The organism is Caulobacter sp. Root655 (assembly GCF_001427665.1).
Taxonomy (GTDB): Bacteria; Pseudomonadota; Alphaproteobacteria; order Caulobacterales; family Caulobacteraceae; genus Caulobacter.
The window spans coordinates 236035-254063 of sequence record NZ_LMHC01000022.1; the positions used below are offsets into that span (position 1 = coordinate 236035).

The following is an 18029-nucleotide window of genomic DNA, read 5'->3' on the forward strand; positions in this document are numbered from 1 at the left end:
CCCTACATCCGCATCTGGTCTCCGTCCGACTTAAGGCCCCCATGCTCCTCCCGCAACCGATGGTGCGCGGCGTCATCGTCCAGCGCTACAAGCGCTTCTTCGTCGATATGGTGCTGGACGACGGGCGGGCGATCACCGCCCATTGTCCGAATCCCGGCGCGATGCTGGGCGTCAACCTGCCGGGCCAGGGGGCTTGGGTGTCGTGGTCGGGCGATCCCAAGCGGAAGCTGCCGTGGACGCTGCAACTGGTCGAGGCGAACAACGGCCTGGTCGGCGTCAACACCATGCTGCCCAACAAGCTGGTGGCCGAGGCCCTGGCGGCCGGCGCGATCCCCGAACTGGCCGGTTACGCCACCGTGCGGCCGGAGGTGAAGTACGCCGAGGCCAGCCGGGTCGACTTCCTGCTGACCCATCCGGACCGCCCGTCCTGCTGGCTGGAGGTCAAGAATGTGCATCTCTCGCGAACCCCACCCCTGGCCGAGTTCCCCGACTGCGTGGCGGCGCGCTCGACGCGGCATCTGGGGGATCTGGCGGCCATGGTGGCGCGGGGCGATCGGGCCGTGGCCCTGTTCGTCGTGCAACGTGAGGATTGCGACAGGTTCAGCGCCTGCGCCGACCTCGACCCGGCTTTCGCCAAGGCGTTGGAAAAGGTCGCCAACGTCGGCGTGGAAGTATTGATCTACAAATGCAAAATGGGCGCAGATGCAATTCGCATCACCACTCGTATTCCGTGGCTGCGCGCGACGTGACCTATTGGGGGGCGATGTGGACGCGAACGAGTTCGAACTGCCAGATGCCATCACGGACCTACTAACCGCGCGAAACAAGCTCCGGGAACGCTACCTGGCTCTCGGTTTGACGTTCACTTTGGACGGCAATCTCGTCGGCGATATTGGCGAGGCGGTCGCTGCGGAACTGTTCGGGATCAAGCTGACTCGACGGTGCGGCGTCGGCGTTGATGGACACGCGCCGGATGGGCGCACGGTTCAGGTCAAAGCTAGTGGTTCCAACCTCGGCCCAGCCTTCCGCTTCATCGAGACCCGCGCCGATCATCTGCTGTTCTTCAGCTTCGATTTCGAAACCTGCAAAGGAACGGTGACCTTCAACGGACCCGAGAAAATCGCTATCGCGATGCTCCCCGAAACCTGGACCAACCAACGCTCTGTGACGCTGGGGGGCATCCGTCGAGCTAACGCAGTTGTCAGCGACGCAGACCGATTGCCTCTGTTTCGCTATGACGATCTAGCCTGTCATGCCCCCGATAAGGCCTGAGGGAGCAAGCCCTTGTCCGCACCCGATGACTATGACGACGATGATGATGACGACGATTGGCCCATGCAGTGGGCCGATCCTGCAATCAGGCAGGACTACGAGGCTGCTCTTGGGCGACTCATCCTGGCACACAACGATGTGGATGTGCATTTGACGGAGTTGATTGCCTGCTGCTTGAGGCGGCTAGGCAATCCGCCTGCTCTGGAGCGTCTTGCTCATGGTATGTTCGCTAAGCGGCTGGAGAATCTCGAAATCCTCCAGGCCCTTCCGGTTCAACTGAACCTCAATGGAATGGACATTGCGAACCTGCGGCGACTCAACAACCTCCGCAATGTCGTCGCGCATGGGCATTTTGAGCAAGACCCGTTTGGAGGTGAATATACGCTGCTGTCCAACCGGGAGCGCAGGAGCGATTTTCCCACCGAGCGCCTGAACGAGATCACCGAAGAACTGAACGCAGAGGCGCGATCCCTACATGCTAACACCGCGTTCTACGACGCCTTGGTAGATTTAATCTTGCCCGACCTGGCCTCGGACAGCGAGGGGCCTGCTGAGACCATGACTTAACCGGGGACTTGGCCGCATTCCCCGAAGGCTTCGCCGCCTGCGCCGACCTGGATCCGGTCTACGCCAAGGGTTTGCGCGACGCGGCTGCGGCGGGCGTTGAAGTTCTGTGCTATCGTTGCGACATAAGCCCCGAAGAGATCCGCCTGTCGCGCCGCATTGCATGGCGAGACGCGCCGACCGTTACAGCCTGAGCAGACCGCCATGACCCTTGAAGACGTGACCGAGATCGAAGCCGAGACCCGCACCGGCGCGATCAAGATCCACAAGCCCGCCGACTTCGAGGGCATGCGCCGCGCCGGCAAGCTGGCGGCCGAGTGCCTGGACATGCTGATCCCCTACGTCGTGCCGGGCGTGTCGTCGGACTATCTGGACACCCTGGCCCGCGAGTTCATCCTCGACTGCGGCGCCCTGCCCGCCTGCCTGTTCTATCGCGGCTATCCCAAGACGGTCTGCATCTCGCGCAACCACGTGGTCTGCCACGGCATCCCCGGCGAGTGGGCGCTGCGCGAGGGCGACATCGTCAATATCGACGTCACGGTGATCGTCGACGGCTGGCACGGCGACACCTCGCGGATGTACGGCGTCGGCGAGGTGGGCCCGCGCGCCCGCCGCCTGGTCGAGATCACCTATGAGGGCATGGCTCGCGGCCTGGCCGCCGTGAAGCCAGGCGCGACGCTGGGCGACATCGGCCACGCCATCCAAAGCTATGTCGAGGCCCAGCGCTGCAGCGTGGTCCGCGACTTCTGCGGCCACGGCCTGGGCAAGGTGTTCCACGACGCCCCCAACATCCTGCACTTCGGCCGCCCCGGCCAGGGCGCGGTGCTGAAGCCGGGCATGTTCTTCACCGTCGAGCCGATGGTCAATCTGGGCAAGAGCGCCGTGAAGGTGCTGGGCGACGGCTGGACCGCCGTGACCCGCGACAAGTCGCTGTCGGCCCAGTGCGAGCACTCGATCGGCGTCACGGAAGACGGCTACGAGATCTTCACCGGCTCGCCTACCGGGCTGTTCCAGCCGCCGATCCTGGGCGGGTGAGGATTTAGCTCACGATTCAGGAGACCCTCTCCCGGCGGGAGAGGGAGGGGCCCGCCGCGCAGCGGTGGGAGGGTGAGGGATTACGCCCTCACCGTTTTCTCGCAAGCGCCCTGCCGGCACGCCGTCGGGCGTCTAAACCCCTCACCCTCCCATGCTACGCATGGGCCCCTCCCTCTCCCTCTGGGAGAGGGTTACAATATGGACAACCTTCCATTGATCTGAGCTAATTCGCTCTCGCATGGCGGGACGCGATGGTCAGCGGAAGGTCACTCAAGGCTACGGGCGTCGCCGACGCCGCCGCGCCCAGCCACGCGCTGGGTCACCGTGAGCGCCTGCGCGACCGCGCCAAGGCCGGCGGCCTGGCCGCCCTGCCCGACTATGAACTGCTGGAGCTCTATCTGTTCCGCACCTTCGCGCGCGGCGACGTCAAGCCGATGGCCAAGGCGCTGCTGGCCCGGTTCGGGTCGTTCGGGGCGGTGATCGGGGCCGGGATCGAGGCGCTGAAGACCGTGCCGGGAGTCGGCGAGAGCGCCGCCATCGACCTGACCCTGCTGCACGAGGCCACCCTGCGGGCCGGGCGTGACAAGATCGCCAGGCGGCCGGTGATCTCGTCGTGGACGGCGCTGCTGGGCTATGTCCGCGTCGCCCTGGCCAACGAGCCGCGCGAACAGTTCCGGGTGCTGTTCCTCGACAAGAAGAACCAGCTGATCGCCGACGAGGTGATGAACCACGGCACCGTCGACCACGCCCCGGTCTATCCGCGCGAGGTGATGCGCCGGGCGCTGGAGCTTTCCAGCTCCAACATTATTTTGCTGCACAACCATCCGTCCGGGGATCCCACCCCGTCGCGTCCAGACATCGAGATGACGAGGCAGATCGTCGAGGCCGGCAAGGCGCTGAAGGTCAATGTCCACGACCACCTGGTGGTCGGAAGAGAAGGCGTGGCCAGCTTCAAGGCATTGGGGCTGTTCTGAGTGACGGAACGGCGGTCGCACAACCTGCTTTTGCATTTCGGACCGCGCGCTATAGTCGATCATAGCCGGGGGGCTTTTGGAGGATTGCGATGAATCGGCGTCTTCTCCTGGCCTCGGTCCTGGGCCTTCTGATCCCCGGCGCGGCGTTGGCCCAGTCGGGCGGACCACCCTCTGGCGACAGACCTGGCGGTGGCGGCGGGCGCCCGCCCGGCCATGGCGGCGGTCGACCACCAGGCGGCTCCGGTCCGCCTCCGAGGCCCATGCCTGGACCCGGTCCCAAACCCAAGCCGCCGCCGCGCCCCGTGCCCAAACCGCCGCCCCGGCCCCGGCCGCCGCCTCGCCCGCGCCCGCCGCCGCCCCTGGGCCCGCATCGTCCAGGCGGTGGCCGCCCGCCCGGCTTCCGCCCGATCCGCGGGCCGCGCTGGCGCTATCCGTCGGGCTACCGCTATCGCCGCTGGTCCGTCGGCCTGCTGCTGCCGGCCCTGTTCCTGAGCTCCGCCTACTTCTACGACGACTATTGGCGGATGGGACTGGACGGCCCGCCGTGGGGCTATCGCTGGGTTCGCTACGGACCCGACCTGTTGCTGGTCGACACCCGCACGGGCCGTATCGACGACGTCATCTACGGGGCCTTCTACTAGGCTTCCAACCGCGCGGCGGCGTGCGATCGCACGCCGCCGACGCTCAATCCCCGGGAGCCGAACGCCGAACCGTTCGCGGGCTCACGGCGGACCTTGACCGCTGCGCGCCGATCCTTGAGCGTGCGGCCTCACAGTTCGCCTCGGGAGTTTCCATGGCTCGCCTACTGACCCTGCTGCTCGGCTCCGCCGCCCTGCTGGCCACCGCCGCGCCCTCCTCGCTGGCATGGGCCGCCGACGCCCCGGTCTCCAAGCAGGACAGGGTCCTGCACGAGCGGGTCCTGACCCTGGACACCCACCTCGACACCCCCGAGCACTTCGCCCGCGAGGGCTGGAGCATCACTGACCGCCATGTGGTCACCCAGGACGGCACCCAGGTCGACCTGCCGCGCATGAACGAGGGCGGCCTCGATGGCGGGTTCTTCGTGATCTACACCGGCCAGGGCGCGCTGACCGCCGAGGGCTATCGCGGGGCCCGCGACTTCGCGCTGAACCGCGCCGCCGAGATCCGCGAAATGGTCGCCGCCCACCCCGACAAGTTCGAGCTGGCCTACACCGCCGACGACGCCGAGCGGATCAACAAGACCGGCAAGAAGTTCGTCTTCCAGAGCATCGAGAACAGCTGGCCGATGGGTGAGGACCTCACCCTGATGCAGACCTTCTACGCCACCGGCGTGCGCCTGGCCGGGCCCGTGCACTTCCTCAACAACCAGTTCGCCGACAGCTCGACCGACCCCAAGGGCAAGATCTGGCACGGCTTCTCGCCGCTGGGCCTGCGCTGGCTGGCCGAGGCCAATCGGCTGGGGATCGTCATCGACGTCAGCCACGCCTCCGACGACGTGGTCGACCAGGCCGTTGCCCTGTCGAAGGTCCCGGTCATCGCCTCGCACACCGGCGCCAAGGCGATCTACGACCACCCGCGAAACCTCGACGACGGTCGCTTGAAGAAGATCGCCGACGCCGGCGGGGTGATCTGCATCAACTCGGTCTATCTAAAGAACACCGCCGCCAGCCCCGAGCGCCTGGCGGCGATGAAGGCGCTGGCGCCGTTCCCCGACAGCGAGACCGCGACCGAGGCGCAGATCGTCGCCTTCAACAAGAAGCGCGCCGAGGTCGACGCCAGGTTCCCGCCGGTCCGCGCGACCTTCGAGGAGTTCATGGCCAGCCTGCTGCACACCCTGAAGGTGGTCGGTCCCCAGCACGTCGGCATCGGCGCCGACTGGGACGGCGGCGGCGGGGTGGTCGGCTTCGAGGACGTCGCCGACCTGCCCAAGGTCACGGCCCGGCTGAAGGCGGCCGGCTACACCGACGCCGACGTGGCGGCGATCTGGGGCGGCAACGTGCTGCGGGTGGTGCGTCAGGTGCAGGACTACGCGGCCAAGGAAGCGGCCAAGGCCAAGCCTTCCGGATAACGCCGTTATCGGCTAGGTTGCGCCAGCGTCGCCTTGGGAGAGCTCCGCATGGTCCGTGTCGTGCCTTGGGTCGGCCTGGCGGCCCTGATCAGTCTTGGATCGACGGCGTCGACGTCGGCGGCCCACGCGGCCAGTTTCGACTGCGCCAAGGCCGGCACGCCGACCGAGAAGGCCATCTGCAAGGACCCGGCGGTCTCGAAGCTGGACGAGCAGGTGGCCGCGGCGTTCAAGACCGCCCAGGGCCTCTGGCCGGCGGGGAACTGGTCGACCTACATCCGCACCGAACAGCGGGAGTGGCTCAGGGACCGCAACGGCATCTGCAAGGCTGATGTCGCCTGCCTGAAGCAGGACTACCAGCGCCGCCTGAGCTTCCTGACCCATCCCAGCCTGAAATGGATGGGCCGCTACGTCGCCGGGCGCTGCCCTCACGACGGGGTCTATATGGACGTCACGCAGAACTATCCCGACGCCGGCATCGGGGTGGAGCTCTATATCTGCCCCGACCCCAAGGGAAACATGCTGCTGCAGGCGCGAGGCGACGTCGATGCGTCAGGCAAGCTGAGCTTCGAGGACGCTGGCTGCCCACGCGTCCTGACCTTCACCCAGGACGTCGCGACTCTGTCCGCGCCGAAGACGGAGCGCTGCGCGATGGGGACGGACTTGCACGTCTTCCGGCGCGATCCGGCCAAGTCACCCTATCTTTCGGAGTAGGTCATGACCCGCCTCGTCGCCGCGCTCGCGGCCCTGCTTCTGATCGCCCTCATTTCACCGCTGGGGGCCACGCCGGCCACCGCCGCCAGCTTCGATTGCGCCAAGGCCCGCACCAAGGTCGAGAAGCTGATCTGCAACGACCCGCGGTTGTCGCGCCAGGACGAGGACCTGGCCAAGGCCTATGGCGAGGCGCTGAAGGTCTGGGACGGCAAGATCGCCGCCTATGTGAAGATGACCCAGCGCGGTTGGGTGGGTTCGCGCGCCCTGCTGCCGCCCGACATGGGCCAGGGTGGAATCCTGTGCACCGACGATCAGACCGCCCTGGCCTGCCTGCGCGACATCCACGCCGACCGCATCGCGGTTCTGAGAAGCCCGGGCTTCCGGCTGGGCGGGGTCTATACGCGTGGCCAGGATTTCCTGCGCGTCAAGCCGACGCCGACCGGCCTGGACTTGGCCTACCAGCTGGCCGACGCGAACACGTCCCAGGGCTTTACCGACGACGCCCATCCCGTGAAGGTCGCCACCGGCCAGGAAGTCATGAGCTTTCCACTGACCGGAACGGGTCCCGACGCCTGCCGGCTGGACGCGGCGTTCACCGCCGACCAGGTGGTGCTGACCCAGAAGGGGCCCTGCGGCGGCGCGAAGCTGGGCGGGTGGTGGATGCGTGATCAGACGCGGGATCCAGAGGCGGAGCTGTTCTAGTCTCCCAAAATCCGCGGGATGAGCGGATCAAAATTGGACCTAGGGCTTAGTGCGAGCCCGCCCCCAAGCGTCCCACACCCGCCAGCCCATCAGCACAGCCACGATGCCCGCATAGACCAGCGGCGGACGGTGGTCGGCCTTCACCAGCAGGTAGTAGTGGGCCACGCCCAGCGGCACGATCAGGTAGATCAGCCAGTGGAGCCTCTGCCAGGTCGCCCGCCCCAGCCGGCGGACCATGCCGTTGGTCGAGGTCACGGCCAGCGGGATCAGCAGGGTGAAGCCCAGCATGCCCAGGGTGATGAACGGCCGCTTGAGGATGTCCTTCACCAGCTGTCGCCAGTCGAAGAACAGGTCGACGCCGATATAGGTCAGCAGGTGCAGGCAGATGTAACTGAAGGCGAACAGGCCGACGGTGCGCCGGAAGCGGAGCAGGCGGGGTTGCTTGAGGATCCGCGCGGCCGGAGTGATCGCCAGGCCGACCAGCAGCAGCCGCAGGCCCCAGACGCCGATCTGGCGGATCAGGGCCTCGATCGGATTGGCGCCGAGATCGTCGCTGAAAACCCGCCAGGTCAGCCAGACCAGCGGTGTGAGGCAGGCCAGCCAAACGGCGGCGTAGACGATGTTGTCCTGGGTTTTGCTGGAGCGCTTTTTTGCAGCAACCCGCTCACGCACACTTACCGTTGTCATCCCGGAAGCCTCGCAGAGGCTGTCCGGGAAAAAACCCTAGCCGCCATCAGAAGTTCGCCCGCAGGTCCATGCCCCGGTACAGGTCGGCCACGTACTGCCCATAGCCGTTGAACGGCAGGGTCTCGCGCCGCCGGAATTCGCCGATCCGGCGCTCGGTGGCCTGCGACCAGCGGGGGTGGTCGACGGCCGGATTGACGTTGGAATAGAAGCCGTATTCGCGCGGCGCCGACAGGTTCCAGGCGGTGGCCGGCATGGTCTCGACCAGGCTGATCCTGACGATCGACTTGATGCCCTTGAAGCCGTACTTCCACGGCACGACCAGCCGCAGCGGCGCGCCGTTCTGATTGGGCAGGACGTCGCCATAGAGGCCGACCGCCAGGATCGCCAGCGGGTGGGTGGCCTCGTCGATCCGCAGGCCCTCGCGATAGGGCCATTGCAGCACGTCCCACTTCTGGCCGGGCATTTCCGAGGGTCGCATCAGGGTCTCGAAGGCGACGAACTTGGCCTTCGACGTCGGCCCGACCGCCGCGATCAGGTCCTTGAGCGGAAAGCCCACCCACGGAATGACCATCGACCAGCCCTCGACGCAGCGCATCCGGTAGATGCGCTCTTCAAGCTTCTGCCCCTTGATCAGGTCGTCGATGGCGAAGGTGGCGGGTTTCTCGCAGGCGCCGTCGACCCGCACGGTCCACGGCCGGGTCTTCAGGGACCCGGCGTTCTCGCCCGGGTCCTCCTTGTTGACCCCGAATTCGTAGAAGTTGTTGTAGCTGGTGATGTCCTTCTTCGGCGTCGGCTTCTCGGTGGTCGAGAAACCCGGGCCATAGGTCAGCCCCCGGGCGCTGGCCGTCCCCGCCGCCGCCAACAGGCCCAGCCCGGCCGTCGCGCCGATGAACTCCCGTCGGCGCAGGTAGAGGCCGGGGTCGGTGACGTCGTTGTCGGTCAGGTCGGGCGCGCGGCGGATCAGCATGGCGGGGCTCCAAGGCTACCTTGGAGGATACGTCGCGGAGAGGCGATTGGTTACAGGTGAAGACGCGGAAAGGCGGCTTTCTCCGTTCGGAGAAGGCCGTGGACGCGACGTCAACTCGCCAAAAGAGGTCAACTTAGCTTAAGCACAATTTTAACTGGCAATTCCGCTTCAGGGCGCGCCTATATCACGTCCAGGCGCCACTGACCGTCGGCGACGCCCTCGCCCCTGTCAGCCCTGAGGGCCGACGGGCGACCCAATCCGAGCAAGGGAGAACATCATGGGTTTCTATGGTCCTGAGCCTTTCGACACGGCCGAGGCGACTTACGTCTGGACCGGCCTGGGCACGCCGGGTTTCTTCAGCGTCAACGTGAAGGGGCAAGCGCCGAACTTCACCAGCGGCATCCAGCTGGTCCGCGACCCCCACTTCGTCGGCGGCCTGGCGATCGACGTGATGGGTTGGACCGGCCCCCTGGCGAAGGGGACGACGCCCTATGCGGTGCATGGCTCGTTCAACGGTCTCTACCTGCCCAAGATCCTCATCGTCGGGCAGAACAAGCGCCTGCTGATCGACGTGAAGGAGATCCCCTTCACGACCGACGAGGCCTATGTGAAGCACGTGACGGCCGCGCGGCGGCTTGAGCCGGCCTAGGAGCTGTGGACAGTAAGCGCTGAAGGGTGATGCGGTGCGTCCTTCGAGGCTTCGCTACGCTACGCACCTCAGGATGAGGAGCATTGTTGCTGAAAAACCGCTCAACTGTCCACAGAGCCTAGGGCTCGCCGGCCCGCCCGCGACAGGGAGACACGCACATGTGCGTGTCCCCAACCGCGCTCGACCCTACCGCCTCACCACCGACTCGAACGCCGCCCGCGCCTCGGCCTTGGCCTTGGCCAGCCTGCTCTTCAGCGCCCCGAACGTCCGCGCGCCGCCCGCTCGCGCCAGCAGCGCCCGGAAGGCCTTGGGTTCGGTGTCCGGGTCGTGCCCGTCCTCCAGCGCCACCTTTAGCAGTTGCGACAGGTCCTGCTCCAGCCGCCACGCCGCCTCCAGCGCGACCATCGCCGCCTTGTCGCCCAGGCCGGCCGCTCGCAGCGCCACCAGGGTCTCGCCGGTGTTCTGCGCCAAGGGCCCGCCGGACGCGGCATGGACCAGTTGCAGGAACTGGGCGGCGAACTCGATGTCGACCAGGCCGCCGGGGGTCAGCTTGAGGTCCCAGTCGCCCTTGCCCGGCCGCTCGTCCTCCATCAGCTGGCGCATCTCCAGCACGTCGACGGCGGTGCGTTTGGGATCACGGGCCCGGCGCAGGGCGGCGGCGATCGCGGCCTCGGCCCGGGCCTGGAAGGCCGGCGACGAAGCCCAGATCACCCGGGCCCGGGTCAGGGCCAACAGTTCCCAGGTCTCGGCCTCGCGGTCGTAATAGTCCTCGAAGGCCGCGAAACTGACCGCCACCGGACCCTTGGTGCCCGAGGGCCGCAGCTTGAGGTCCACATCGTAGAGCGTGCCCTCGCCGGTCGGCGCCGACAGGGCCGAGGTCAGGCGCTGGGTGAAGCGGGCGTAGAAGCTGTCGGCGCTCCAGCCCTTGATGGCGGACGTCGCTTCGCTCGTACTTGGCGGATCGTCGGCGGCGTAGAGGGTCATCAGGTCGAGGTCGGACTTGGCGGTCATCTCGCGCGAGCCGGCCTTGCCCAGGGCGACCACCGCCACCTGCCCCGGGAAGGCCCCGCCCAGCCGCTCGACCTCGGCCAGGGCGGCGGGGGCCAGGCCGCCGACGATCAGGTCGGCGAGATCGGCGAAGGCCGCGCCGGCGTCGCGCGCGCCGGCCGTGCCGCTGATCACCCGCACGCCGATCCGGAAGGTCTGGTCGCGGAACAGCCGCCGGGCGGCGTCCATCGCCCCCTCGAAATCGGTCGGGTCCCAGGGCGCGGTCTCGGGCACGGTCATCGGCCCGAAGAAGGCCGGGTCCAGCAGCGCGTCCAGCGCCGTCGGTCGACGGGCCAGGGTGCTGGCCAGGCGCGGGGCGAAGGCCATGACCTCGACGATCAGCTCGAACAGGCGAGGCTGGGCCAGGAACAGCGACTGGATCTGCACGCCCGAACTCAGCCCCGCGAAGAAGTCGCCGAACCGGTTGAAGGCGTCGTCCGGCGCGCCGGTGGCGTTGGCGGCGTCCAACAGGCGCGGAGCCAGGCGGGTGAACAGCTCGCGGCCCCGCGCGGTGCGGGTGGCGGCGATGTGGCCGTGGTGCCAGCCGCGGATGGTGCCGGCCACCCGCTCCGCGTTCGAGAAACCCATGCGCCGCAGGGTGGCCAAGGTCTCCGGATCGTCCTCGACCCCGGTGAACACCAGGCTGCCGAACCGTGACGACAGCGCCTCCTCGCCCTTGAACAGCGCGCCGTAGCGGCGGTTGACGCCCTTCAGCAGGTGGCCGACCAGGGCGTCGAAACCGCGCAGGGCGCCGTGCCCCCACAGCGCCGCCACCCGCTTGCGGTCGGTGTCGGCCTCCGGGAGCTTGTGGGTCTGGTCGTCGGCGATCATCTGGGCCCGGTGCTCCAGGGCCCGCAGGTCGCGATAGGCCTTGATCAGGTAGTCGCGGTCGTCGGGCGTCACATGACCGGCGTCGGACAGGGCGGCCAGGGCGTCGAGGGTGCGCGGGCTTCGCAGGTCTGGGTGGCGGCCGCCGAGGATCAGCTGCTGGGTCTGGACGAAGAACTCGATCTCGCGGATGCCGCCGCGCCCCAGCTTGAGGTCCGCGCCCTTGGCGGTCAGGCGGTCGTCGACCTTGTAGGCGTGGATCTGGCGCTTGATCGAGTGGATGTCGGCGATGGCCGCGAAATCGAGGTTCTTGCGCCAGATGAACGGCTGCAGCTCGGCCAGGAACGCGTCGCCGCGCGCCATGTCGCCGGCCGCGATCCGCGCCTTGATGTGGGCCGCCCGCTCCCAGTTCTGACCGACGCTCTCGTAATATTCGAGCGCCGCGTCGATCGGCATGGCCGGCGGGGTCGAGGACGGGTCGGGGCGCAGGCGCAGGTCGATGCGGAACACGTAACCGTCGGCGGTGCGCTCGGCCAGCATCCGCCCCAGGTGCTGGGTCAGGCGCACGGCCACGCCCTGCGGCTCGACGCCTTCGGCGACGGGCAGCGCTTCGGGCGCGTAGAAGATCGAGAAATCGATGTCGCTGGAGTAGTTGAGCTCGAAGGCCCCGTGCTTGCCCATGGCGATGCAGAACAGGCCGGGGATCGGGCCGTCGAGGCCTCCGCCGACATGGGTCAGGGCGCCCCGTGTCACCTCCAACCGCGCGGCCTGGGCCAAGCTGGCCTGTAGGGCGGCATCGGCGAAGCGGGTCAGGGCCCCGGTCACCGCGTCCAGGTCCCAGGCCCCGCCCAGGTCGCACAGGGCGGTCAGCAGGTGCAGGTCGGCCTTCAGGTCGCGCAGGACCCGGCGGGCGGTCTCGAAGTCGGGCTCGGCTGCGACGGCCTCGGCGGCGACCAGGATCTCGGCGAGGCGGGCGTCGGGATCGCTTTCGAGGATCAACGGCAGCCGCCGCCCGTCGCGCCGCGCCAGGCCGGCCAGGTAGGGCGAGGCGGAAAACACCGGGGCCAGGGCCGGCCAGACGGCCTCGACCACCGGCATGGCCTCGCCGACCTTCTTGCCGACCGCCTCGTGCGCCCGTTCGGCGGCCTTGGGATCGACGATGGGGCCGCAGGGCGAAAGGCGTTCGAGCAGGCGAGTCATGGGCGGCACTGTGGCGCGGGGGAGAGGCGAGGTCGAGGGCGCGCCAAGAAAGCCCCTCCGGCCCTCCGGGCCACCTCCCCCAGAGGGGGAGGATGCTGGTCGCGCTGGATGCTCCCCCTCTGGGGGAGCTGTCGCGGAGCGACTGAGGGGGTCTTCGGCGCTGCCCCCTACCCCGCGAACAGCTTCACATACTCCTCCACCGGCCGCCGGGTGATCGTGTCGTTGACATAGACCTCGACCACCCCGGCCTCCGGCTTCAACATCCGCACCCCCGCCACGCGCATGCGGTCGAACAGCCCCTCGGCGACCTTGGGCCTCAGCACCAGCTCGCGGATGTTGGAGGCGTTGGGGGCCGGCTTGACCGTCGCCAGGCCCTGGGCCTTCAGCGCCGCGAACAGCTGGTCGGCGGCGGCGAAGGCGGCGCGATGGCGGGCGTCGAAATCGTCCAGCGCCGCCAGGGCCGGCACGGCGCATTCCCAACCCTGATAGATCGTGCCGCCGAACCGGTGGCGCAGGTCGCGGACCTTGGCGATATCGGCCTTCGAGCCGGCCAGCACCGCCCCGAACGGCGCGTCGAGATATTTGTAGAGCGAGACATAGACCGTATCGAACAGCGCCGCGGTCCCCGCCACGTCGTAGCCGGGCGGGGCCATCAGCAGGCGCGCGCCGTCCAGGTGCATCTTCACATTCTTGCTTCTGGCGTAGGCCGAGATTTCGTGGGCCAGGGCCAGGTCGACCATCTCGCCCTTCACGCGGCGCACCGGGCTCTCCAGCGAGATCGCCCCGACCCGCAGCGGATAGGGGCCGTTCTCGGCCTCGTCGACCGCCGCCTTGATCTCGGCCAGGGTCGGGGCGGCGCGCCCTTCGGCCAGCGGCACGAGGTTGAGGCCCGACAGCAGCTGGGTGGCGTCGCTCTCGTCGCGATAGAGGTGGCTTTCGTGCTGGACGATCACCCGCGAAGCGTCGCCGGCCAGCACGCGGACCGCCAGGTGGTTGGCCAGGGTGCCGGTCGGCAGGAAGGCGCAGTCCTCCTTGCCCAGCCGCTTGGCGAAGCGGTCCTCCAGCTCGGCGGTCGCGCCGCCGGACAGATAGGCCTCGCGGATCTTGGGCCGCGCCTGCAGCAGCTCCAGCAGGCGCTGGGTGTTGGCGACGGGATTGGGCGGGGCCGAGTCGCCGACCAGCCAGACGCTGCGCGCGTCGGCCGGCGGAAACGGCGGCGGGGCGGCGGGCGGCTGCGTCTGCGCTTGAACCGCCAGGGGCGCGAACGCCGCGCCGACCACGGACATCTCCAGAAAGCGCCGACGATCCATCACCCATCCCCCGACCTGAAAGCCCGAACGGGGTAGCATCGGTCGGCGGGATCGCCGCGTTAAACCTTGCTCATGATCGCGGCGGCGGCGAGCGGTCCAACCGCCGCTTGACAGCCCAGGTTACAGGCGTAATCCTTGCGGTTCGAAGATGCGAGGCGCCATGAACATCACCCAGGCCGAGAGCCGCATCATGGACGCGCTCTGGTCCCGTCAGCCGCTGACGGTGGACGAGATCATGGCGCAGGTCGCCGAGCCGCAGGGCTGGGGCGAGGCCACGGTCAAGACGCTGATCAACCGCCTGTTGAAGCGCAAGGCGATCCGTTCGGACCGCATCGAGGGCCGGGCCCGCTACGCCCCGGTCATCCAGCGCGCCGACTATGTGCAGGCCGAGAGCCAGAGCCTGCTCAACCGGCTATTCGACGGCCAGCTGACGCCGCTGGTGGCGCATTTCGCCCAGCATCGCGCGCTGTCGGCCGACGAAATCAAGCAACTGAAGACGCTGATCGCGGATCTCGACGATGGTGGCTGAACTCCTGGCGATGACCCTGTTGCGGGCCCAGCTGGCCGCCATGGCGGCCGTGGTCCTGGTGCTGTTGCTGCGCGGACCGGTGCGCCGGCTGATCGGCGCCCGCCTGGCCTACCGGCTGTGGGCCCTGGTGCCGGTGGCGGCGATCGCCTGCGTGTTCCCGAGCCTGTCGGAGACCCTGGGTTCGGGCCTGCCGCCCACCCTGATGGGCGAGGAGCACGCCTTCGCCCTGCTGGCCGCCTGGCTGGTCGGCGCCGTCGCCCTGGCCACCGCCATCCTGCTGCAGGAACGCGCCTTCCGGGCGCGGGCCCAGGCCGGCCGCGCGGGTCCGGCGGTGATGGGCGTCTTCTGGCCCCGGATCGTGCTGCCCGCCGACTTCGCCGCCCGCTTCGACGCCGAGGCGCGGCGGATGATCGACCTGCACGAGCGCACCCACATCAAGCGCGGCGACCCGATCGCCAACCTGGCCATCGCCGGCGTCCAGGTGCTGGGCTGGTGCAACCCGCTGATCCATGTCGGCGCCCTGTGCGCCCGGCTCGACCAGGAGATGGCCTGCGACGCCACCGTGCTGGGCCTGCGTCCCGAACTGCGCCGCACCTACGCCCAGGCGCTGGTCCAGGCCCACACCGTGCGCAACGGCTCGCCCCTCGCCTGCTTCTGGGCCGCCCACCCGCTGCTGCTGCGGGTCAGGCTGCTGGCCCGGCCCGAGCCCAGCCATCGCCGCCAGACCGCCGGCGCGGCGGCGATCACCCTGCTGGCCCTGGTCACCGCCGCCGGCGTCTGGACCGTGACGCCGCGTGGCCCCCTGCCGGACCACGAGGTCACCTGGCCCGGCCGTCTCCGCGCCGAGGCCCCCGTCGACGGCATCAACCTGCCTACCATCCACCGCTAGGACCAGGCGTCGGGGCGACGTCTCGTCCGCGCCTTGACGGACCGGATTACATCTGTAACTTTTATGGTCTACAGATGTAATCCGCGCTCCGCGTGGAGCTGAGCGGGGCCCCGACCATGACCTTCGTCCTCAGGATGCCCGCGACGCGCGGCCCCAAGGCCCGACGACGGGCGCTGGCGGTGCGGACCTTCGACCTGGCGGTCATGGCCCTGATCGTCCTCGGGGTCGGGCTGATGCTCGTCTATGTCATCCAGTACGAACTGAAGGTCGAGCCCAAGCGGCCGGCTTCCGGCGCCCGGCTGGTCGCCGCCCGGTCGATGGCGCGGGTGCGCTGGGCCAGCGTCAAGCCGCGGCTGATCGCCCGGCTGGCCCAGCCCCACGCCTTGGAACTGGGCCGGGTGTGGGCGCGGCGCGACGGCCGGGTCTGCGGTCTGGTCAACGGCTGGGGCAGTTTCGGTGGCCTGACCGGCATGACCCGGTTCTACGCCCAGGGCGACGCGCCGGTGTTCAAGCAGGATGGCGGCGAGGACTTCGAATACGAGTGGTGGCAATGCAAGCGCGACCGCTACGTGGTCATCCGAGAAGGGTCCGAGGAGACCGGATTTTGTCCCACCAAGCTGGGTCAGACGCGCTGCTACGACGTGGTCTATGGCCGGCCGCCGGAGCGGCCCTGAGCTATTCCACCCGCGGCAACACCAGGGCCACCCGCAGTCCGGGGCCGAAGCCGTCATAGACGCCCGGCCCCTCGGCCAGCTCCAGCCGGCCGCCGTGCGAGGCGGCCACGGCCTGGACCAGGGACAGGCCCAGCCCCGCCCCCGGCTCGCTGCGGCTGTTCTCCAGCCGCACGAAGCGCTGGACGACGCGGCCGCGGTCCTCCTCGGGCACGCCGGGCCCGGTGTCGGTGACCGAGAACTCCAGCTCGCCGGCCGAGTTGCGCCGGGCGCGCAGCATGATCGCCCCGCCGGTCGGGGTGTACTTGATGGCGTTGTCGAGGATGTTGGCCAGGGCCTGGGCGATGAACTCGCGATTGCCCTTCACGCCCAGGGCCGGGACGATCTCGGCCTTGAAGTCCAGGCCCTTGTCCTCGCAGCTGGCCTCATAGAGTTCAGCCATGTCCGAGGCCAGTTCGCTGGAGTCGAAGATGCTCTGGTCCGGGGCCTCGCCGGCCGCCTGCAGCCGGGCGATGGCCAGCACGGCGTTGAAGGTCTTGAGCACGCCGTCGGCGTCGACCAGCGCCGTCTCCAGGGCCGCCATCGGATCGCCCTTGCCGTTCTCGGCGTCGATCAGGGCGACCTCCATGCGGGCCCGCAGGCGGGTCAATGGCGAGCGCAGGTCGTGGGCGATGGCGTCGCCGGCGTGACGCAGGCCACCCATCAGCCGCTCGATGCGGTCGAGCATGTCGTTGAGCCCCTCGGAGAGCTCGTCATATTCGTCGCGCGTGCCCCGCAGCCTGGCCCGGGCGTGCAGGTCGCCGGCCCGCACGGCGTTCACCAGGTCGACCAGGCCCTGCATGCTGCGGCTGACGTTGCGGCTGACGATCACCCCGCCGGCCAGGCCCAGGATGATGACCAGCACCGCCGCGCCCTGCAGGGCGCGGACGATCTTCATTACATAGCCCTCGGACTCCTGGACATCGGCCCCGACGAACAGCGCCTCGCCGCCGGTCAGCCGCTCCTGCACGCCGCGCGCCGAGCGCTTGACCTCGGCGCCGTCGATGTCGGTCTCGGTGAGCTTGAAGGTCTCCCAGGTCGGGCCAGGACCCTGGAAGTCGTCGATCGGCGACTCCTCGATCGAGCCGGAGATCCGCTTGCCGTCCTTGTCGAGCAGCAGATAGAGGAACGGCCGCTCGCCGGTGGCGCGCTCGACGATGGTCTGGTTGAGGGCGTTGATCCCGCCCACCCGATAGGCGGCTTCCAGGCTCTCCATCTCACGGGTGATGTCGGCGTCGGCGCGGCGGTTCACCTCGCCGGCGGTGGCGATGTAGATGTAGCCGAGGAACGCGCTGGCGGCCGCCGCGAACAGGGCCAGGAACAGCAGGGTCAGCCGGAACGGCGTCGATCGGATCAGGCGCGGCAGGCGCATGGGCTAGCGAAGCTCGTCAAGAAGAGCGGACAGGTCGCGACGGCCATCGACGATACGCAACACTTCGACATCTCCCTCCGCGAAGTCGTAGATGATCACCCACGGCCGAACCGGCAAAGTGAATGTATTTTCACCCAGATCACGCCGCGCACGACCTAATTGAGGAAACGCCGCGAGCCGGTCCAGGGCTTTTTCGAGACGCTCGAGCTGAGCGACCGCGACGCCAAGCCCGTTATCTTCCGCGATCCGCGCGAAGATATCGTCAAGGTCGTGGCCGGCTGGCTCAGACCGATTGAACGCCCCCGTCATCCCAGCCTTATCGCTTGGCGAGATGCCGACGCGTTCCTTCGGCGATGATCTCGGCGATGGTGCGCTTGTCCGATCGGCCTTCGGCGAGCTGGCGACGGGCGATATCCAGCGACCCCTTCAAGGCGTCCCGATTGCGTTCGAACCAAGCTTCGAGCTCGGCCTCGGAAGGCTCCGCACCGAAGTCCTCATGTTCAGGAACGGGCTGGGTCAGCTTGTTCATGCCG

General features: G+C 68.5%; 21 protein-coding genes. 14 read left to right on the top strand and 7 right to left on the bottom strand.

Annotation, left to right across the window (positions count from 1 at the left end):
* Window positions 1-41 precede the first annotated feature (41 nt).
* The 10 genes from sfsA to ASD79_RS14885 all read left to right on the top strand — a co-directional run bounded on the left by sfsA (window position 42) and on the right by ASD79_RS14885 (window position 7308).
* The gene (gene sfsA, locus ASD79_RS14845) at window positions 42-749 is read left to right on the top strand and encodes a DNA/RNA nuclease SfsA (RefSeq protein WP_056722928.1); all 708 of its coding nucleotides are present in this window, start codon (window positions 42-44) and stop codon (window positions 747-749) included.
* Between the two features lie 16 nt (window positions 750-765).
* The gene (locus tag ASD79_RS14850; protein WP_056723058.1) at window positions 766-1272 is read left to right on the top strand and encodes a hypothetical protein; all 507 of its coding nucleotides are present in this window, start codon (window positions 766-768) and stop codon (window positions 1270-1272) included.
* Between the two features lie 12 nt (window positions 1273-1284).
* The gene (locus ASD79_RS14855; RefSeq protein WP_056722930.1) at window positions 1285-1839 is read left to right on the top strand and encodes a hypothetical protein; all 555 of its coding nucleotides are present in this window, start codon (window positions 1285-1287) and stop codon (window positions 1837-1839) included.
* An 8-nt stretch (window positions 1840-1847) separates the two neighbouring features.
* Window positions 1848-2030 (top strand): DNA/RNA nuclease SfsA, encoded by a 183-nt coding sequence (locus tag ASD79_RS23465; RefSeq protein WP_082584959.1) that lies wholly within the window; start codon window positions 1848-1850, stop codon window positions 2028-2030.
* A gap of 10 nt (window positions 2031-2040) precedes the next feature.
* Window positions 2041-2871, top strand: a complete 831-nt coding sequence (map, locus tag ASD79_RS14860; protein WP_056722932.1) for a type I methionyl aminopeptidase — start codon at window positions 2041-2043, stop codon at window positions 2869-2871.
* Window positions 2872-3122: 251 nt separating this feature from the next.
* A complete protein-coding gene (radC, locus tag ASD79_RS14865) occupies window positions 3123-3845 on the top strand; it encodes a DNA repair protein RadC (RefSeq protein WP_056722934.1) in 723 nt (240 codons plus the stop codon).
* Between the two features lie 260 nt (window positions 3846-4105).
* Window positions 4106-4486, top strand: a complete 381-nt coding sequence (locus tag ASD79_RS14870) for an RcnB family protein (RefSeq protein ID WP_082584960.1) — start codon at window positions 4106-4108, stop codon at window positions 4484-4486.
* A 152-nt stretch (window positions 4487-4638) separates the two neighbouring features.
* Complete coding sequence (locus tag ASD79_RS14875; RefSeq protein WP_056722939.1) at window positions 4639-5895, top strand: dipeptidase; 1257 nt, start codon at window positions 4639-4641, stop codon at window positions 5893-5895.
* Window positions 5896-5943: 48 nt separating this feature from the next.
* A complete protein-coding gene (locus tag ASD79_RS14880; protein WP_056722941.1) occupies window positions 5944-6606 on the top strand; it encodes a lysozyme inhibitor LprI family protein in 663 nt (220 codons plus the stop codon).
* Between the two features lie 3 nt (window positions 6607-6609).
* A complete protein-coding gene (locus ASD79_RS14885; RefSeq protein ID WP_056722942.1) occupies window positions 6610-7308 on the top strand; it encodes a lysozyme inhibitor LprI family protein in 699 nt (232 codons plus the stop codon).
* A gap of 39 nt (window positions 7309-7347) precedes the next feature.
* Here ASD79_RS14885 and msrQ read toward each other — a convergent pair whose 3' ends face one another.
* A complete protein-coding gene (gene msrQ, locus ASD79_RS14890; protein WP_056722943.1) occupies window positions 7348-7995 on the bottom strand; it encodes a protein-methionine-sulfoxide reductase heme-binding subunit MsrQ in 648 nt (215 codons plus the stop codon).
* A 46-nt stretch (window positions 7996-8041) separates the two neighbouring features.
* Complete coding sequence (gene msrP, locus ASD79_RS14895) at window positions 8042-8962, bottom strand: protein-methionine-sulfoxide reductase catalytic subunit MsrP (RefSeq protein WP_056722944.1); 921 nt, start codon at window positions 8960-8962, stop codon at window positions 8042-8044.
* A 277-nt stretch (window positions 8963-9239) separates the two neighbouring features.
* On the opposite strand from msrP, the gene ASD79_RS14900 reads away from it, so the two are divergent.
* On the top strand, window positions 9240-9611 hold the full coding sequence (locus ASD79_RS14900) for a hypothetical protein (RefSeq protein WP_056722945.1): 372 nt from the start codon (window positions 9240-9242) through the stop codon (window positions 9609-9611).
* A 186-nt stretch (window positions 9612-9797) separates the two neighbouring features.
* On the opposite strand, the gene ASD79_RS14905 is transcribed toward ASD79_RS14900, so the two are convergent.
* Window positions 9798-12686: a bifunctional [glutamine synthetase] adenylyltransferase/[glutamine synthetase]-adenylyl-L-tyrosine phosphorylase gene (locus ASD79_RS14905; RefSeq protein WP_056722947.1), complete on the bottom strand. Its 2889-nt coding sequence runs from the start codon at window positions 12684-12686 to the stop codon at window positions 9798-9800.
* A 167-nt stretch (window positions 12687-12853) separates the two neighbouring features.
* Entirely contained in the window at window positions 12854-13996 is a 1143-nt protein-coding gene (locus tag ASD79_RS14910; RefSeq protein ID WP_056722950.1) for a low specificity L-threonine aldolase, read from the bottom strand.
* Window positions 13997-14156: 160 nt separating this feature from the next.
* Here ASD79_RS14910 and ASD79_RS14915 point away from each other — a divergent pair, with 160 nt between their 5' ends.
* The 3 genes from ASD79_RS14915 to ASD79_RS14925 all read left to right on the top strand — a co-directional run bounded on the left by ASD79_RS14915 (window position 14157) and on the right by ASD79_RS14925 (window position 16088).
* A complete protein-coding gene (locus ASD79_RS14915) occupies window positions 14157-14525 on the top strand; it encodes a BlaI/MecI/CopY family transcriptional regulator (RefSeq protein ID WP_056722957.1) in 369 nt (122 codons plus the stop codon).
* The gene (locus tag ASD79_RS14920) at window positions 14515-15414 is read left to right on the top strand and encodes a M56 family metallopeptidase (protein WP_056722959.1); all 900 of its coding nucleotides are present in this window, start codon (window positions 14515-14517) and stop codon (window positions 15412-15414) included. Before ASD79_RS14915 ends, ASD79_RS14920 begins: the two co-directional genes overlap by 11 nt.
* Before the next feature lie 116 nt (window positions 15415-15530).
* A complete protein-coding gene (locus tag ASD79_RS14925) occupies window positions 15531-16088 on the top strand; it encodes a hypothetical protein (protein WP_056722960.1) in 558 nt (185 codons plus the stop codon).
* Window position 16089: 1 nt separating this feature from the next.
* Here the strand turns inward: ASD79_RS14925 and ASD79_RS14930 are convergent, their stop codons facing one another.
* From ASD79_RS14930 to ASD79_RS14940, 3 genes are read right to left on the bottom strand one after another with little or no spacing between them, the layout of a single operon-like run.
* Window positions 16090-17496 (bottom strand): HAMP domain-containing sensor histidine kinase, encoded by a 1407-nt coding sequence (locus ASD79_RS14930; RefSeq protein WP_056722961.1) that lies wholly within the window; start codon window positions 17494-17496, stop codon window positions 16090-16092.
* 3 nt (window positions 17497-17499) lie between these two features.
* Window positions 17500-17805, bottom strand: coding sequence for a type II toxin-antitoxin system RelE/ParE family toxin (locus ASD79_RS14935; RefSeq protein WP_056722962.1), 306 nt, complete (start codon window positions 17803-17805; stop codon window positions 17500-17502).
* 7 nt (window positions 17806-17812) lie between these two features.
* The gene (locus ASD79_RS14940; protein ID WP_056722963.1) at window positions 17813-18025 is read right to left on the bottom strand and encodes a hypothetical protein; all 213 of its coding nucleotides are present in this window, start codon (window positions 18023-18025) and stop codon (window positions 17813-17815) included.
* Window positions 18026-18029 lie beyond the last annotated feature (4 nt).

What these genes read in the sequence shown, in the direction of transcription:
- msrP (WP_056722944.1), bottom strand. Translation starts at nt 8,962, where the DNA reads ATGCTGATCCGCCGCGCGCCCGACCTGACCGACAACGACGTCACCGAC.
- ASD79_RS14870 (WP_082584960.1), top strand. Translation starts at nt 4,106, where the DNA reads ATGCCTGGACCCGGTCCCAAACCCAAGCCGCCGCCGCGCCCCGTGCCC.
- ASD79_RS14885 (WP_056722942.1), top strand. Translation starts at nt 6,610, where the DNA reads ATGACCCGCCTCGTCGCCGCGCTCGCGGCCCTGCTTCTGATCGCCCTC.
- msrQ (WP_056722943.1), bottom strand. Translation starts at nt 7,995, where the DNA reads ATGACAACGGTAAGTGTGCGTGAGCGGGTTGCTGCAAAAAAGCGCTCC.
- ASD79_RS14930 (WP_056722961.1), bottom strand. Translation starts at nt 17,496, where the DNA reads ATGCGCCTGCCGCGCCTGATCCGATCGACGCCGTTCCGGCTGACCCTG.
- ASD79_RS14935 (WP_056722962.1), bottom strand. Translation starts at nt 17,805, where the DNA reads ATGACGGGGGCGTTCAATCGGTCTGAGCCAGCCGGCCACGACCTTGAC.
- ASD79_RS14920 (WP_056722959.1), top strand. Translation starts at nt 14,515, where the DNA reads ATGGTGGCTGAACTCCTGGCGATGACCCTGTTGCGGGCCCAGCTGGCC.
- radC (WP_056722934.1), top strand. Translation starts at nt 3,123, where the DNA reads ATGGTCAGCGGAAGGTCACTCAAGGCTACGGGCGTCGCCGACGCCGCC.
- ASD79_RS14910 (WP_056722950.1), bottom strand. Translation starts at nt 13,996, where the DNA reads ATGGATCGTCGGCGCTTTCTGGAGATGTCCGTGGTCGGCGCGGCGTTC.
- ASD79_RS14925 (WP_056722960.1), top strand. Translation starts at nt 15,531, where the DNA reads ATGACCTTCGTCCTCAGGATGCCCGCGACGCGCGGCCCCAAGGCCCGA.
- ASD79_RS14915 (WP_056722957.1), top strand. Translation starts at nt 14,157, where the DNA reads ATGAACATCACCCAGGCCGAGAGCCGCATCATGGACGCGCTCTGGTCC.
- map (WP_056722932.1), top strand. Translation starts at nt 2,041, where the DNA reads ATGACCCTTGAAGACGTGACCGAGATCGAAGCCGAGACCCGCACCGGC.
- ASD79_RS14880 (WP_056722941.1), top strand. Translation starts at nt 5,944, where the DNA reads ATGGTCCGTGTCGTGCCTTGGGTCGGCCTGGCGGCCCTGATCAGTCTT.
- ASD79_RS14905 (WP_056722947.1), bottom strand. Translation starts at nt 12,686, where the DNA reads ATGACTCGCCTGCTCGAACGCCTTTCGCCCTGCGGCCCCATCGTCGAT.
- sfsA (WP_056722928.1), top strand. Translation starts at nt 42, where the DNA reads ATGCTCCTCCCGCAACCGATGGTGCGCGGCGTCATCGTCCAGCGCTAC.
- ASD79_RS14875 (WP_056722939.1), top strand. Translation starts at nt 4,639, where the DNA reads ATGGCTCGCCTACTGACCCTGCTGCTCGGCTCCGCCGCCCTGCTGGCC.
- ASD79_RS14940 (WP_056722963.1), bottom strand. Translation starts at nt 18,025, where the DNA reads ATGAACAAGCTGACCCAGCCCGTTCCTGAACATGAGGACTTCGGTGCG.
- ASD79_RS14900 (WP_056722945.1), top strand. Translation starts at nt 9,240, where the DNA reads ATGGGTTTCTATGGTCCTGAGCCTTTCGACACGGCCGAGGCGACTTAC.